This window comes from Pedobacter sp. CFBP9032 (assembly GCF_034045265.1).
Lineage (GTDB): Bacteria > Bacteroidota > Bacteroidia > Sphingobacteriales > Sphingobacteriaceae > Pedobacter.
The window spans coordinates 320,275-334,646 of record NZ_JAXCWE010000002.1 but is presented as its reverse complement, the minus strand read 5'-3'; the positions used below and the strand labels follow the sequence as shown (position 1 = coordinate 334,646).

12 protein-coding genes are annotated in these 14,372 nt (G+C 37.6%); 5 read left to right on the top strand and 7 right to left on the bottom strand.

All coding sequences use genetic code 11. The features are described from left to right. Positions 1 to 112 precede the first annotated feature (112 nt). Entirely contained in the window at positions 113 to 1,501 is a 1,389-nt protein-coding gene (locus SOM16_RS05215; RefSeq protein WP_154280499.1) for an arginine decarboxylase, read from the bottom strand. 976 nt (positions 1,502 to 2,477) lie between these two features. On the opposite strand from SOM16_RS05215, the gene SOM16_RS05210 reads away from it, so the two are divergent. Next, positions 2,478 to 2,711 (top strand): hypothetical protein, encoded by a 234-nt coding sequence (locus SOM16_RS05210; protein ID WP_320462934.1) that lies wholly within the window; start codon positions 2,478 to 2,480, stop codon positions 2,709 to 2,711. Between the two features lie 82 nt (positions 2,712 to 2,793). Here SOM16_RS05210 and SOM16_RS05205 read toward each other — a convergent pair whose 3' ends face one another. The 3 genes from SOM16_RS05205 to SOM16_RS05195 form a co-directional block, all read right to left on the bottom strand. Next, a complete protein-coding gene (locus SOM16_RS05205; RefSeq protein ID WP_320462933.1) occupies positions 2,794 to 3,372 on the bottom strand; it encodes a PhnA domain-containing protein in 579 nt (192 codons plus the stop codon). Positions 3,373 to 3,580: 208 nt separating this feature from the next. Further along, positions 3,581 to 4,492, bottom strand: coding sequence for a citrulline utilization hydrolase CtlX (gene ctlX, locus SOM16_RS05200; RefSeq protein WP_320462932.1), 912 nt, complete (start codon positions 4,490 to 4,492; stop codon positions 3,581 to 3,583). Between the two features lie 229 nt (positions 4,493 to 4,721). Beyond that, positions 4,722 to 6,167, bottom strand: coding sequence for an arginine deiminase family protein (locus SOM16_RS05195; protein ID WP_320462931.1), 1,446 nt, complete (start codon positions 6,165 to 6,167; stop codon positions 4,722 to 4,724). Positions 6,168 to 6,494: 327 nt separating this feature from the next. On the opposite strand from SOM16_RS05195, the gene argS reads away from it, so the two are divergent. The 3 genes from argS (at position 6,495) to SOM16_RS05180 (ending at position 9,784) form a co-directional block, all read left to right on the top strand. Then, positions 6,495 to 8,267, top strand: a complete 1,773-nt coding sequence (gene argS / locus SOM16_RS05190; RefSeq protein ID WP_320462930.1) for an arginine--tRNA ligase — start codon at positions 6,495 to 6,497, stop codon at positions 8,265 to 8,267. A 119-nt stretch (positions 8,268 to 8,386) separates the two neighbouring features. Then, a complete protein-coding gene (locus SOM16_RS05185; RefSeq protein WP_320462929.1) occupies positions 8,387 to 9,148 on the top strand; it encodes a sulfite exporter TauE/SafE family protein in 762 nt (253 codons plus the stop codon). Positions 9,149 to 9,154: 6 nt separating this feature from the next. After that, on the top strand, positions 9,155 to 9,784 hold the full coding sequence (locus SOM16_RS05180; RefSeq protein ID WP_320462928.1) for a DNA-3-methyladenine glycosylase 2 family protein: 630 nt from the start codon (positions 9,155 to 9,157) through the stop codon (positions 9,782 to 9,784). Positions 9,785 to 9,862: 78 nt separating this feature from the next. Here SOM16_RS05180 and SOM16_RS05175 read toward each other — a convergent pair whose 3' ends face one another. Together SOM16_RS05175 and SOM16_RS05170 are read right to left on the bottom strand one after the other, a co-directional pair. Then, complete coding sequence (locus SOM16_RS05175; protein WP_320462927.1) at positions 9,863 to 10,387, bottom strand: protease; 525 nt, start codon at positions 10,385 to 10,387, stop codon at positions 9,863 to 9,865. 7 nt (positions 10,388 to 10,394) lie between these two features. Beyond that, positions 10,395 to 11,519, bottom strand: a complete 1,125-nt coding sequence (locus SOM16_RS05170; RefSeq protein ID WP_320462926.1) for an AI-2E family transporter — start codon at positions 11,517 to 11,519, stop codon at positions 10,395 to 10,397. A 201-nt stretch (positions 11,520 to 11,720) separates the two neighbouring features. On the opposite strand from SOM16_RS05170, the gene mnmE reads away from it, so the two are divergent. Further along, positions 11,721 to 13,079, top strand: coding sequence for a tRNA uridine-5-carboxymethylaminomethyl(34) synthesis GTPase MnmE (gene mnmE, locus SOM16_RS05165; protein ID WP_320462925.1), 1,359 nt, complete (start codon positions 11,721 to 11,723; stop codon positions 13,077 to 13,079). A gap of 606 nt (positions 13,080 to 13,685) precedes the next feature. On the opposite strand, the gene SOM16_RS05160 is transcribed toward mnmE, so the two are convergent. Beyond that, positions 13,686 to 14,372 carry a hypothetical protein gene (locus tag SOM16_RS05160; RefSeq protein ID WP_320462924.1) on the bottom strand — a complete coding sequence of 229 codons (687 nt, stop codon included), beginning with the start codon at positions 14,370 to 14,372 and terminating at the stop codon, positions 13,686 to 13,688.

Sequence of the window (14,372 nt, the reverse complement as noted above, 5' to 3'; positions counted from 1 at the left end):
TATTAAGGTTAGTTCTTTATTGTTTTAAATAAAGATTTCTTTTGAACAAAAAAGAGCCCTAAGTATGACTTAGCGCTCTTTGCGAAAAAACTTTATATTCTTTGCAGTTAACTTAGTAACCCAGAATCTTTAACACCTGCTTACTATTCTGTTCCTCTCCAAAAACCTCAAAATTGAAGCTTTCATCCCGGTTTCTACGGATTAATACATGTTTCGGGCTTGGCAATAAGCAATGATGGATACCGCCATAACCACTTAAAACTTCCTGGTATGCACCGGTATGGAAGAAACCTAAATACTGTACCTTACGCGTTTTAGGCATAAACACACTATTCATATGGGCTTCCTGGTTATAGTAATCCTGCCCATCGCAAGTAATTCCACCTAAGTTTACCCGTTCATACTCTGCATCCCAATTATTAATTGGCAATAAGATGTATTTCTGGTTTAAAGCCCAAACATCAGGTAAGTTCGTGATGAAAGATCCATCTAACATTAACCAGCGCTCACGATCGTTTTGCTGTTTACGACCAAGTACTTTGTAAAGGATACCAGAGGCCTCAGCCACGGTATATTTACCAAATTCAGTGATGATATCCGGTTCCATAACATCATGAATCGCACAGATTTCCTTAATCCTTTTTACAATTTCGTTTACCATGTATTCGTAATCGAAATCAAAAACCAATGAATCTTTAAATGGCATACCACCACCAATATCAAGGGTATCTAAATCAGGATTGATTTTTTTGAACTTGCAATAAAGCGTTACATATTTCTCTAATTCATTCCAATAATAAGGAGAATCAGTAATACCAGAATTAATGAAGAAGTGTAATAATTTTACGCGGAAGTTCGGGTTATGCACGATTTTGTTGTTGTAAAAATCGATGATATCTTCCATTCGCACACCTAAACGCGACGTGTAGAATTGCGAATCTGGTTGCTCTTCTGCGGCAATCCGAATCCCTAAATTACAAGGCGTATCGATATCAACTTCATCATCAAAAAGGTTAAATTCCTCTTTATTATCTAAAACGGGAATGATGTTTTTATAACCATCGTGCAACATATCAATGATGTATTGCTTGTATTGGTAAGTTTTAAAGCCGTTACAGATAATAGTGGTATCCTTTGTTAGATGTCCTTTTTTCTCTAATGCATCAACCATGGGCATATCAAATGCCGATGAAGTTTCCAGGTGGATGTTATTTTTTAGCGCTTCTTCTACAATATGGCGAAAGTGCGAGCTTTTTGTACAGTAGCAGTATTTATAATCGCCACGATAATTGTTCTTTAAAATGGCAGTCTGGAAAAGAATCTTCGCTTGCTGAATTTTCTTACTCACCATTGGTAAGTAGGTGAAACGTAGGGGAGTACCGTAGGTTTCAATCATTTCCATCAGGTTTAAATCCTGAAAATATAATTCATCATCTATTACATCAAAGCCTTCTTGTGGAAAGCCAACGCTTAGATCGAGAAATTCTGAGTAACTCTGCATTTAATCTTAAATAATTTTTGCAAAAGTGTAATTTTAAATCGAGAATTAATCTTTATTAAAAATATTTTTACTGTAGAGAAACGCATTAGTTTTACACAGGATATACTCACCTCATTTTTTTAAACACAAATAAGCAGTAGGAGGGTAATTTGCAATTTGATTAAGCAGCGTGTTTGCGGTAGTTATTTCAGATTTTAGAAAGATCTTAAGGTGTTAATCTGCGTAAATCATTTAAATCAGCAGGAAAGTATTTTGGTGGTTTGGAAAGCAAAACCTGTATTTCAATCAAATGTTAGTCCTGCTCTCCATTTTACTCACCCCGATTAAAAGAATCGGGATTCGTGTTCACTCCGATCAGGTTTAAATCAATCAGGTTCTTGCTACTATTAACGTTTAAATAGCGAGTGTTATATTATGCTAGCGGAGTCTGAATCTGAATGTAATTTCAGATCCTTTAACTTAATTTCATTTTCAGATAGCATATCGAATTTAAGGGGTTGGCTATCTGCCTTAACGGTTAAGTTTCTACCAATAATTTGTCCCTTGAAACAATATTTCCACCTGGTAAAATATTAGCCTGGTATCCGTCATTAAGGTAACCGTATCAGAATTGTTGTAAAGGTAGCCCAATGCGCGAAGGTCCCCAATTCTACAAATTCCTTTTCCTGATTAACGGTTAACTGATCTTTCTTGCAGGCATTCGAAATTAATATTAGTATAATAACCGAAAGATAACAAATACCTGCTTTTTATAAGGATTAATTTAGATATCAACATATTCTGAATTTATTTCACGATGGATGCGTTCAGTTTAATCCAAATTCGATCAGATACGTTGATGATTTAAATATAATGTGTTATAAATCAATTTTTTAGAAGTTATTTTAATTTTTTTAAAGTAATTTTAAGTTTAGATCGTCTACTCTATTAGGTAACAATCAATATTAAGGAAAACTTATTTGTAATCATCCCAATTATGATCTCGATCTTTAAAACGAATATTCAATCAGGTGTGGAGTTAAGTAACATCTCGCAGCATTTAAATACTTTACTATCCGGGGCTACATGGAGTGTAGATCTTTCTGATTCAGACAAAATTCTGAGAATTGATTCCAGCTTGGATAAAATCAGTGATGCCGTTTCACTGCTAACTAAATTTGGTTATAACTGTGAAAATTTACAGAATTTTTATGCACCACCCGTTTGGTAAATAAAAAATTATCATTGCAAGGCACGAAGCTACCTCACTTAGCGTAAAATTACTTCGTGCCCCGCAATGACGCAACTATGCATTAACCTTTTCTTAAATACTTAGTCAGGATTACAATTGTTTGGCCTTCTACCTTACCTTCAATCTGTTCAGTATTATCGTGCACTAAACGAATGTTTTTAACTACTGTACCCAGTTTAGCACTTAGTGTAGATCCTTTAACATCTAAAGTTTTAACCAAAACAACGGTATCACCTTCATATAAGCGGGTTCCATTGCTATCCTGATGAAATTCTACCGTTCCGTCTGATTCATGGTCGCCAGTTTTTTTTGCCCAGTCGAGTGTATCCTCATCAAGGTATAGAATGTCAAGACTGTCTGATGCCCAACCTTCATTTCTCAACCTGCTTAACATTCTCCAGGCGACCACTTGTACGGGCGGAAATTCAGACCACATGGTCTCGGTTAAAGTTTTCCAGTGATTAGCATCCAATTGTTCCGTTTTTTCAATTTGATTCAAGCAAGTTTTGCAAACTAAAATGCTATTATCTGCATTGGCATTGTCGATTGGCGGAACCTCATACACGCTCAAATCTGTATCCGCTGTACATAATTCACATTTATTACCGGACCGTGTTTGGAGTTGTTGTATTAAAGACATATTGACATTCTGATTTTCGCGAAAGTAATAAAACTATTCGGAATAAATTGTGAGGTGGATTATATTGTGTTTCTGCTGGTGATTACACCTGCCGATAGAGAAAGAACTGCCCGCAGATTAATGTGATATACGCAGATAATATAGCATTATAGGTTAGCGTAAATCTCCGAAATCAGTGGGAAATAATAAAGAAAGCGAAAAACCATCGTTATTTCTCTGGCAAGTGAATTTCGGCCAACATGCACCTCGCGCTACCTCCGCCATTTTTTTCAATCGTATAAATGGGTGCATATATGATGCTGCTAAAATGCTCCAGCGTAGCTACTTGATCTTTTGTTAGAGATAAAAATGCTTGTTCTGACATTGCCAAAATGCTTTCTCCTTCGCTATTGGAAACCTGTAACATGTTGCCTGCGAAGTGGTTCATTTGATCTAGCGTAATTTCAACAATTGCTTTTCCACTATTAGTAAGCCTTAACAGCACTGCTAATTTTTCTTCTTCATTCCGAATAGAATCCAGACAAATCACTGCAAATCGATCTCCAATACACATCATCACATTGGTGTGGTAAATTGGGAAGTTTGTATCGTCTACCGCTTGAAATGAAACGGATTCGTAACCTGTTAACATGCAAAAGTTATCCAGCACTTCCTGGTCCGTGCGTACACTTAAGCAAGCGTATGCAATTTTATTTACACGATCTAGTACCATGCTTCCGGTTCCTTCTAAAAATGCGTATTGCATTTCATAGAAACTTAAGTCGCTAACATGATTCACTTCAAATTTTTCACTCAACCCTTCTAAAATATCTTTTCTGCGTTCCAACCGTCGGTTTTCAGAGAACATCGGGTAAAGGTAAATCGAGCCATCATCGTGAAAGGATACCCAGTTGTTTGGAAAAATAGAATCTGGTGTTTCTGGCTGCAGCGTATCATCTACCACAGTAACATCAATACCGTTCTTTCTTAATATTTCCACAAAGCCATCAAATTCTTTTAACGCCTGTGTTTGAGTATCACTTTCTGTAGAAGCAACCTGAAATTTGTTGTTTGCCGCCGTTTGCTCATTAAATTTGAAATCAACCGGACGAATCATTAAAAGGTGGTTGGTTATTTGCATTTTAGTATTTAGTGGGGAAAGTGTTTAGTATAGGGTAGTTAGTATAGGGTATTTAGTATTGAGTATCAGGTATTTAGTATTAGGTATCGAGTATTAGGTATCGAGTATCAAGTAGCAGGTATTAAGTATCAAGTAGTAGGGCGATTGTGGGTAGCTATTTCTAAGTATTGGCTAATGTTGTTTCCTATATCGCTTTTTCCCTTAATCCTTATACCTTACGCTTTAAACCTTATAAACTGTCTCTTAAAATTGGTAAACTCATACAGTGGAAACCGCCACGGGCACGTGAGAGCTCTGCGGAAGGCATTAAGATCAACGTATCGGTAATTGTATCTGCATTTGCTTTGCCACTTTCCAAATCCTGAATTAAATCTTTCACATTCACTACATCAAATCCAGCCGCTTTAAATGCCTCTACAGTTTTGTCGTTCCGGTCATAACCTAAAACAACACCTTCTTTTATTGCTAAAAGGTTGCAGGAATCAGTCCACTGTTCTCTTGAATCGTAAGGGAACTGATTATTTCCACTGTAAATAATTTCTGTTGGCTCGGTGCTTTTTAAATCGTTCTGGCTAATATCATTCAACAATGCCTCTACATGTTCAAAGTATTTTGGTTCCTGTGGATTCTCTTTTGTAAATTGAATGGCTGTTGTAGATTCAGACTTTTCGGGTTCTTTTAAAAAGTTAATTGGCTCATAAGGATTATATTTTGGCGAATGCGCAATAGAATTTAAAATTACCCAGGTATTGCGTTTCACTTGCGTAAATACGGTGTCGAGGTGCATATAATCCCTTTTGCTCGGGATTTTTACCACAGTTACTTTCTCTACCACATCGTGATCAAATAATAACTTTATGGCCTCGTTTGCACCATGTTCCGAAGTTCTTTCGCTACAGCCAATTAATACATGAGTTGGACTTACCATCATCACATCTCCACCTTCTAACGTAGTGCTAAATGCAGGCTCATCTCCCGGGCGCAAAAAGTGCATGGTTACATCAGGGATTTCCAACACATTGTTTCTATAATCGGCAAATAATGTGTGGTTAAAGAAGATGTAGCGCATCAGCAGTGTTTCACGCACACGTGCTTTCTTTGCTGGTTTGTTTAATAAGATGTGGTTATTAATGGTGATGCCTACATCCCGGGTGAAAATTAAGTTTGGGATGGGTGCAAAAATCATGGTATCGTTTGCCAAAGTTCCGGAGATGAAAATTTCTGCCAGTTCTTTAGGATCAGTATTCGTTAACTCCATCTGCACTTTATAGGTACAGCCTTCTATGGCGCAAACCGCTGCCACCAATTTCTTCCTGATGGATTCATTTTCCAGTATTTCACTCAAGAGATTTTGAATTTCTATTACCGAAGTTGAATTATGGAAATCAGGGTGGTTAGGTTTGAAAAAATTTCTATTTGCTTCTTCAGCGTCGATTTGAGCCAGTTTTCCTTTGATTTTTTCAGGATCCAGAAAATACATTAATAGCTTAAGATAGTAATCGTATTCGCCCTTGCGGATGGTATCCAGGTGTACAATATCTTCGAAAAGCCAGTCTTGCGCTTTTGAGGGTACTACTTTGCCCAAGCCACTATCCGGACTATGAATTAATAATTTACGCAAACGCCCGATCTCGGTGTTTACACTCAATTGAAATTTTGGATTCTGCTCGCTCATAAAAAAGTTAGTTATTGCAAATCTATTTAATTTTAGAACAGTATCAAGTTTTAGAATAGTATCAAGTTTTAGAATAGTATCAAGTATCAAGTATTAAGTATCGGGTATCAAGATTGGGCCGGCTTCCTCTTTATTATTTCACCGCTGTAGTCTTTTAGCTTTCTGCTTTGGTCTTTTCGCTTTAGTCTTTAAGCTTTGGTCTTTAGTCTTTAAGCTTTGGTCTTTAGTCTTCAAGCTTTGTTCTTTAGTCTTTTCGCTTTGGTCTTTAGTCTCTAAGCTTTAGTCTTTCCCTTTTGGTCTTTCCGCTTTAATAACTATTTTTACCGCATGAATTTTATTATTTCCGAAACACAGCAGGCTATCCTCGAACTTTATAAAGAAGAAGTGGCTGAAAGTGTGATTAATATACAAGAGACCCGTAAAGAATTTGAAGGGCAAGTCACACTCGTTGTTTTCCCAATTACCAAAATTTCTAAAAAATCGCCAGAGCAAACCGCTAACGAAATTGGCGAATACTTGGTTACGCATGTAGAAAATGTGACCAAATTCAACGTAGTTAAAGGTTTTTTAAACTTAAGTATTGCGGAAAGTTATTTTTTAAATCAGTTTAACGAAGAGATTTTAGCTGCTGATTTTGGTGTGTTTCCTTCGAATGGAAAAAAAGTAATGGTAGAATATTCTTCTCCAAACACGAATAAACCACTTCACCTGGGCCACGTACGTAATAACTTATTGGGCTATGCCGTTTCAGAGTTGCTAAAGGCTTATGGTTATGATGTAGTAAAGGTAAACTTAGTTAACGATCGGGGAATTCATATTTGTAAATCAATGCTGGCCTGGCAGAAATGGGGCAATGGCGAAACGCCTGAAAGCTCTGGTTTAAAGGGGGATCATTTGGTTGGAAAATATTATGTGATTTTCGATCAGGAATACAAGAAAGAGATTGAAGCTTTGAAAGCTGAAGGTCAGACAGAGGATGAAGCCAAAAAGAATGCACCGCTGATTAAAGCTGCACAGCAAATGTTGCTGGCATGGGAGCAGGGCGATGAAGCAGTGGTTGCACTTTGGAAAACCATGAACGAATGGGTTTATGCTGGTTTCCACGTGACTTATAAAAACCTGGGCGTAGATTTCGATAAATTTTATTATGAGAGCAATACCTATTTATTAGGTAAAGGTACGGTTGATGAAGGGCTGGCTAAAGGCGTTTTCTTCAAAAAAGAAGATGGCTCGGTATGGATTGATTTAACTGCTGATGGCCTTGATCAGAAACTTGTTTTACGTGCAGATGGAACTTCAGTTTACATTACCCAGGATTTGGGAACTGCTGAAATGAAACACGATGATTTCAATATGGATGAATCGATTTATGTTGTTGGTAATGAGCAAGATTATCACTTTAAAGTATTGTTTTTAATTCTCGAAAAACTCGGCAAAAGCTGGGCGAAGGGCTTATATCACTTATCTTATGGTATGGTAGATTTGCCAAACGGAAAAATGAAAAGTAGGGAGGGAACGGTAGTAGATGCCGATGAATTAATCGAAAGCATGGTTACTACTGCCCGTGAGAAAACCGAAGAGTTAGGGAAAACTAATGATTTTGCGGAAGCTGATAAAGAAGAATTATATAAAAACATTGGTTTAGGAGCCTTAAAATATTTCCTGTTAAAGGTTGAGCCTAAAAAGCGTTTGTTATTTAACCCTGCAGAAAGTATTGATTTCCAGGGAAATACTGGTCCGTTTATTCAGTATACCCATGCAAGGATAAAATCTTTGTTAAGCAAGTCCAATTATCAGTTTGCAGTTGGCAGCGCGCAGTTTTCAGGAATATCTGATGTAGAGTTAGAAATGATTTTGCAATTGGCTAAATATCCTTCAGAAATTGAAATTGCGGCTAAGGCTTATAGTCCGGCGAGTTTGGCTAATTACTTGTATGAACTGGCTAAACTTTTTAATAAATTCTATCATGATGTTCCACCGATTGTAAAAACAGAAGAGGGTGAAACCAAACAATTCCGTTTAAACCTAGCCAAAAAGACTGCTGATATTATTAACTCGGGTATGTCGATTTTAGGAATTACTTCTCCGGAGAGGATGTAAGGATAGTAAATGGGGAATAGATAGTTTGGAGTTGAAAATAGGGAAGCAGGAAATAGAAGAATAGAAAATGCAACTTAACGATGAGATCTTGTGCATGATTTTAACAATCAGTGCTATCAATGTATGAGTTAGTTTTACTGTGCCTTGTTGCCTTTGCAGCAGGCTTTATAGATGCCATTGTAGGTGGCGGAGGCTTATTACAAACCCCTGCCACCTTATTAATTTTACCAAACTATCCGGTAGCTACACTGCTGGGAACGACCAAAATTCCATCAATAGCAGGCACCACCTTAGCTGCTTTCAAATATTCTAAAAAGGTTGAATTTAACCTGAAAGTATTAGCTGCCTGTGCCTTCATGGCTTTCTTTGCCGCACTTACTGGCGCATACCTGGTGAGCCGGATTGATAATACGGTAATTAAACCAATAATTTTAGTAGTGTTGATTTTGGTGGCACTCTATACTTATTTTAATAAGCAATTCGGCATCCATCAGGAGAAAAATCACTCTGTAAAAAAGCAGGTGGTAATGGCTGCAATATTTGGTTTAGTTATTGGCTTTTACGATGGCCTGATCGGCCCTGGAACCGGATCATTTTTAATTCTGGTGTTTATTGCGGTGTTGGGCTTTGATTTTATTGGTGCCAGCGCACATGCGAAGATTGTGAATATCGCAACCAATTTAGCGGCAATTATTTATTTTAGTTATTCTGGTCACATTCTTTTTCAATACGCTATACCTATGGCTGCGTTTAATCTTTGCGGGGCTTATTTTGGAACGAGGTTAGCTTTACTTAAAGGAAACAAATTTGTAAGGATATTTTTCTTAATCGTTGTTTTCGGCACCATATTGAGGTTCGCTTATGATATTTTATTTAAATAACTGATCGTGTATAACATTCTCGACAAAGAAAATTTCCATCAGATTTGCGATCTATTGGCAGAAAGAGATTCGGATCTGGCTGGCGTCCTGAATCAATATGGTTATCCGCCACTATGGTCAAGGCCGAATACTTTTGAATCGTTAATTCATATCATTCTAGAGCAACAGGTTTCATTGGCTTCAGCATTGGCTGCGGTAAATAAGCTAAAGGAAAAGATAGGGGAGATTAAGCCAGAACTTCTCCTCCAATTTAGTGATGAGGAATTAAAAGCCTGTTATTTCAGTCGGCAAAAAATGGCCTACGCTAGAGATCTGGCACAGAAAATTGTTAATGGCGAGTTATCATTGTCCAATTTGGCGTTACTGGATAATGATGAAATCCGGGCGAAGCTGACAAGGGTAAAGGGTATCGGCAATTGGACAGTTGATATTTACCTCCTGTTTATTCTTCATCATAAGGATGTTTTTCCGATGGGAGATCTTGCAGCTGTAAACGCCACGAAAAGCTTGAAAAAACTTCCTAAAGAAATCTCTAAAGAAGAAATGTTGGCTTTAACTTTAACCTGGAAACCTTACCGAACGGTGGCAGTGATGATACTTTGGCACTTTTACCTCGAGGAAAGAAAAGTTCGTTAATAAAATAAAAATCGAATCTAATTAAAAAGCACCGCTGGAATTAACCAACGATGCTTTTCTCTATTTTTAAAATCAAGGTTAATTTGTCACCTGAATTTTTAAGCTATCCGTTACCACGATTCCACTAATTGTTGAGGAATTATATTTAATGGTATAATTTCCAGCTTTAGTAATCGCATAAGCATCTGCAAGGTTGAAATCTGCGCTGGTGCTATCTCCGGCATTTAATTTCTTATAACTTTCAGCAGGTGGTGGCATTACCCGTTTCGCCATTGCACCTTTGTAATCTACAGGCGTGTAATCATCCAGCGCAACATCAAGGTACTTACTCATCAGTTTTTCAAATGGCGTATGCCAGATGCAGAATTTTTCAACAGTATCAGAATTATTATATACCGTGAACCTCATATTTATCGGTCCGCCAAGTTTAGGTGAACCAATTACTGAAATTTTTCCCAATATAGGATCAGTTTTTTTTTCTACTGCTGTTTCTGATACCAATACGGTATCATTATTTCCGCCAGTTTCGTCTTTTTTAGAAGAACTGCAGGCTGTAAATAAAGCCAGTCCTAAGCTAGCTACTATCATTATTTTTTTCATCATTCTTAGTTTAATTTTTATCTGTTCCGGATCTGGTCTCAACTGGTTTCTTTTTTCTAAAGGTTGGGAAAGTCATCGGACTCTTCGCCGGACGCTCATCTCCAAGCAACACGCCCCATTGTTTAAACGAATTGGTACGGTCGAAAATAATTTTCAATACTGCAACAATCGGGAGGGCAAGGAACATTCCGGAAACACCCGCAATACTTCCACCAATAAATACCCCGAGGATGGCAAATAAAGCATTAATTTTAACTTTAGATCCTACTATTCTTGGCATTAAAATATTGTTATCCAGGAACTGAACAAAAGCGATAACGCCTAAAACAGTGATTACCGGCCATAATTCCTGAGAAGATGTTAGGGTTAATAGTACCCCAATCAGGTTCCCAATCAATGCGCCAACATAAGGAATTAAGTTTAAAATGGCGAAGATTACCCCGATTAACAAGGCATGTTTAATGCCGATCAGCATCAAAATTCCGCCCAGTAAAACCGTCATATAAGTAATCTGGATTAATAATCCGATCAGGTAACTTTTAATAATTGATTCTGTTTCGTAAATGGCATCTTTTACTTTCGGATGGTCATCCGTTTGGAACCACATAAAGATAAATCGCAGTAAGATATCTTTGTAGAACAGCATTAAATAGATATAAATTGGCAACAAACCGATAAATACGAATACGCCACTTAAGGTAACAGCAGCGCCACCAGCAATGGAAGTTCCCATGTTCATTAAATCATCACTTTTGTCTTGGATGAAGGCCCGTTGCTGCTTATCATTATAGTGCGTAATTCTGCTTACCCAATCGCTTAAGGAGTTAATGTGTTGGGTAACATTGGCTTTAATTTGAGGGAAATCTTTTACCAGCATCCCGATTTGATTGGAGAAAAACCAAACCACCAGGGCAACAAAAAGTGCAACCAATAAAATTGGCAATACAATCGAAAGGGTTTCCGGAACTTTTTTCTTTTTTAGAAAACGGTAAACGGGAAGGAGCATAATGCTAATGAAAAAGGCCATCAGCATTGGCATAATAATGTCTTTTGCAACGACCATAACAGTTACCAGCGCAATCAAGCCGAGCAGTTCTATCGATCGCTTTACAGTTAGCGGAAAATTGTTTATCATATGTGGTTTATTGGATTGAATTTTAAACACCTCCTTGCTGAAAATGTTTTTAAATTGAGATTAAATGGTGTAGAAGAGGGTTAGCAGGTTATGGATTTAACAATTTAGTAAGGTTATCAGATTTAAGTTATGCTTTAAAAATTACTTCTCTTCCACGATAAAGCCATTTATAAGCTTTAATTTTACATTTTGAATTTAAACATGAACGATCAAGATACCATCATTGCTTTATCTACCCCTTCAGGATCTGGCGCAATAGGCGTTATTCGCTTATCAGGGCCGGATGCCATTTCTCTAGCCAACTCGGTTTTTGCAGGAAAAGATTTGGAACAGCAGGCTTCGCACACACTACATTTTGGACTGATTAAGGATGGAGAACAGATTGTAGATGAGGTGGTTGCTGGTTTATTTGTGGCGCCAAAATCATATACAAAAGAGCATGTGGTCGAGATATCTTGTCACGGATCTAATTACATTATTCAGCAGATTATTAATCTTTTAATCAGCAAAGGGGCGCGGGCAGCAAAGCCAGGCGAATTTACTTTACGTGCTTTTCTCAATGGTGCTTTTGATTTGAGTCAGGCAGAAGCAGTGGCCGATTTAATTGCTTCTAACTCTAAGGCTTCTCACGATGTGGCGATGCAGCAAATGCGGGGTGGTTTTGCTACAGAACTAAAAGCTTTAAGGGAGCAACTCATTCATTTTGCCTCGATGATTGAACTGGAACTGGATTTCGCGGAAGAAGATGTTGAATTTGCAAATCGGGAGCAGTTAACCAAACTGGTGCATAAAATTAATCATGTATTAAGAAGATTAATTTCTTCTTTCGAGATGGGGAACGTAATTAAAAACGGAGTTCCGATTGTTATTGCCGGAAAGCCAAATGTGGGTAAATCAACCCTATTAAATGCTTTATTAAATGAAGAACGCGCAATCGTTTCTGATATCGCCGGAACCACCAGAGATACCATTGAGGATGAGCTCACCATTGGTGGTGTTGTTTTTCGCTTCATTGATACCGCTGGGATCCGTGATACGGCAGATATTATTGAAGCACTCGGCGTAGAACGTACGCTGGAAAAAATGAAACAGGCCAAGCTGATTATTTACATGGCTGATGCTGCACAAACTACCACCGAAATTGAGGAACAGGTGAGGGGGTTGAAACAACTCGAAATTCCTTATTTAATTTTACTTAATAAGGCTGATCTGATTTCTGCTGAGCAACGAAAAGCTTTCGAAGCTTTGGACGTCTTTTTCCTATCTGCCAGAGAAAAGGTTGGCATCGACGAATTGAAAACCACCTTATTAGCGCAGGTTAACCTCCATCACATCAATACCAGCGAAACCCTGGTGACGAATATCCGCCACGTAGAAGCTTTAAAACAAACTGAAAATGCCTTGCAACGGGTGCTCAATAATGTTGAAAACCCGGTAACTTCTGACTTCCTGGCAATGGATATTAAGCAGGCACTTCATTACCTTGGGGAAATCACAGGTACCGTTACAACAGATGATTTACTGGAAAATATATTTACGAAGTTTTGTATTGGTAAATAGATAGGACAATTCAGGCATAACTGTGATAAGTTATGACAGTTAAATCGCTAATTATTAATTAAATCCATCATATCAACCAAGAGCAGCTGATAAAGCTTGCAAAGGAACAAAATGACCTCCTAAGAAAAATAAGGGATAATGGAACAACCAATAATTAGGAAAGTAATCCTAATCTAATGAATTAACATGGCTAAAGCTGGCTTTAGAACGTTGCATATACTATTGCTATATCGCTTTTCCATCGTCACATACGAAGAGATAATTCCACGCTCGTTCGGAAACGAGCGTGAGCCTAGGTTGGAAACCAGATAATTTCCAGTAAGTCTGTACAATTCGTATTTTTCACAGTACGCAAATTCAACCACCGGAATTGCTAGTGATAGCAATTCCCTGAGTTTTGGAGCATAATCCAGCGGGCTGTGTAGTTTCGGAAAATATAGCTTAATGCCGTATTTCGTTTTTTATCTGAATATCTGGAATTCCCTGGAGTATACTTACAGCAAAAATAGAGTAATTATTCATTCTGTTATTTTTTTACACCAAACCAGCTAAATTTCTTCAAAAACCTGTATTAGTGTTTTTTAAAGAACGATCCATTTCTGGTTGTTATAGGCTCAAAAACTGTTCGTGTAATATTTTAGCATAGTTATTGCCATAAATCGTCATGATTTTCTTGCTCATCAAAATGGGTATCAGATAGATTATGATAAGCAAATAACCCGTAGTGAAAAGCGTATTGTCATGTTTAATGAATCCATAGGCACAGAGACCACAGGCAATCAGTATGGCCAGCACGCAGCCACCAAGCAAATTCCTGAAAAACCCATATTCCAAATTATGACGGAAAAGCATATCGTTGTTTCGTAGGCTATTACGGATCTGTGAGGTTGCGAAAAGTATGCGCTTACGCGCCGATAATTCATCCGCCGTTTCGTCCGCCAAGTCATGGAGCTGAATGTCATAATCGCTCTGAATCTTTAAGCGGAGCTTTTCTTTAATATGCGTTTCATAATAATTATCACTCAGCAGCAAAAAGTTGGTAGTGGGCATATTTTCCTCATCTTTGAAATAAAAGCGTTGGAATATTTCCTTAGACAAAACCCGGTTGAGCTGAGTCATAATAAATACCAGTGCAGCCGATATTCCAAATGTTGACAACATTGGCAGTATGGAACGGATTGGCTCTAAAACCGGTCCAAATTGTGCGATAATGACGGAGTGAACAGAGATATAAAGCGGAATACAAGTTAATACTGTAGGTAAAAATCTTGCTTTTAAGTAGTAGTTATTCAT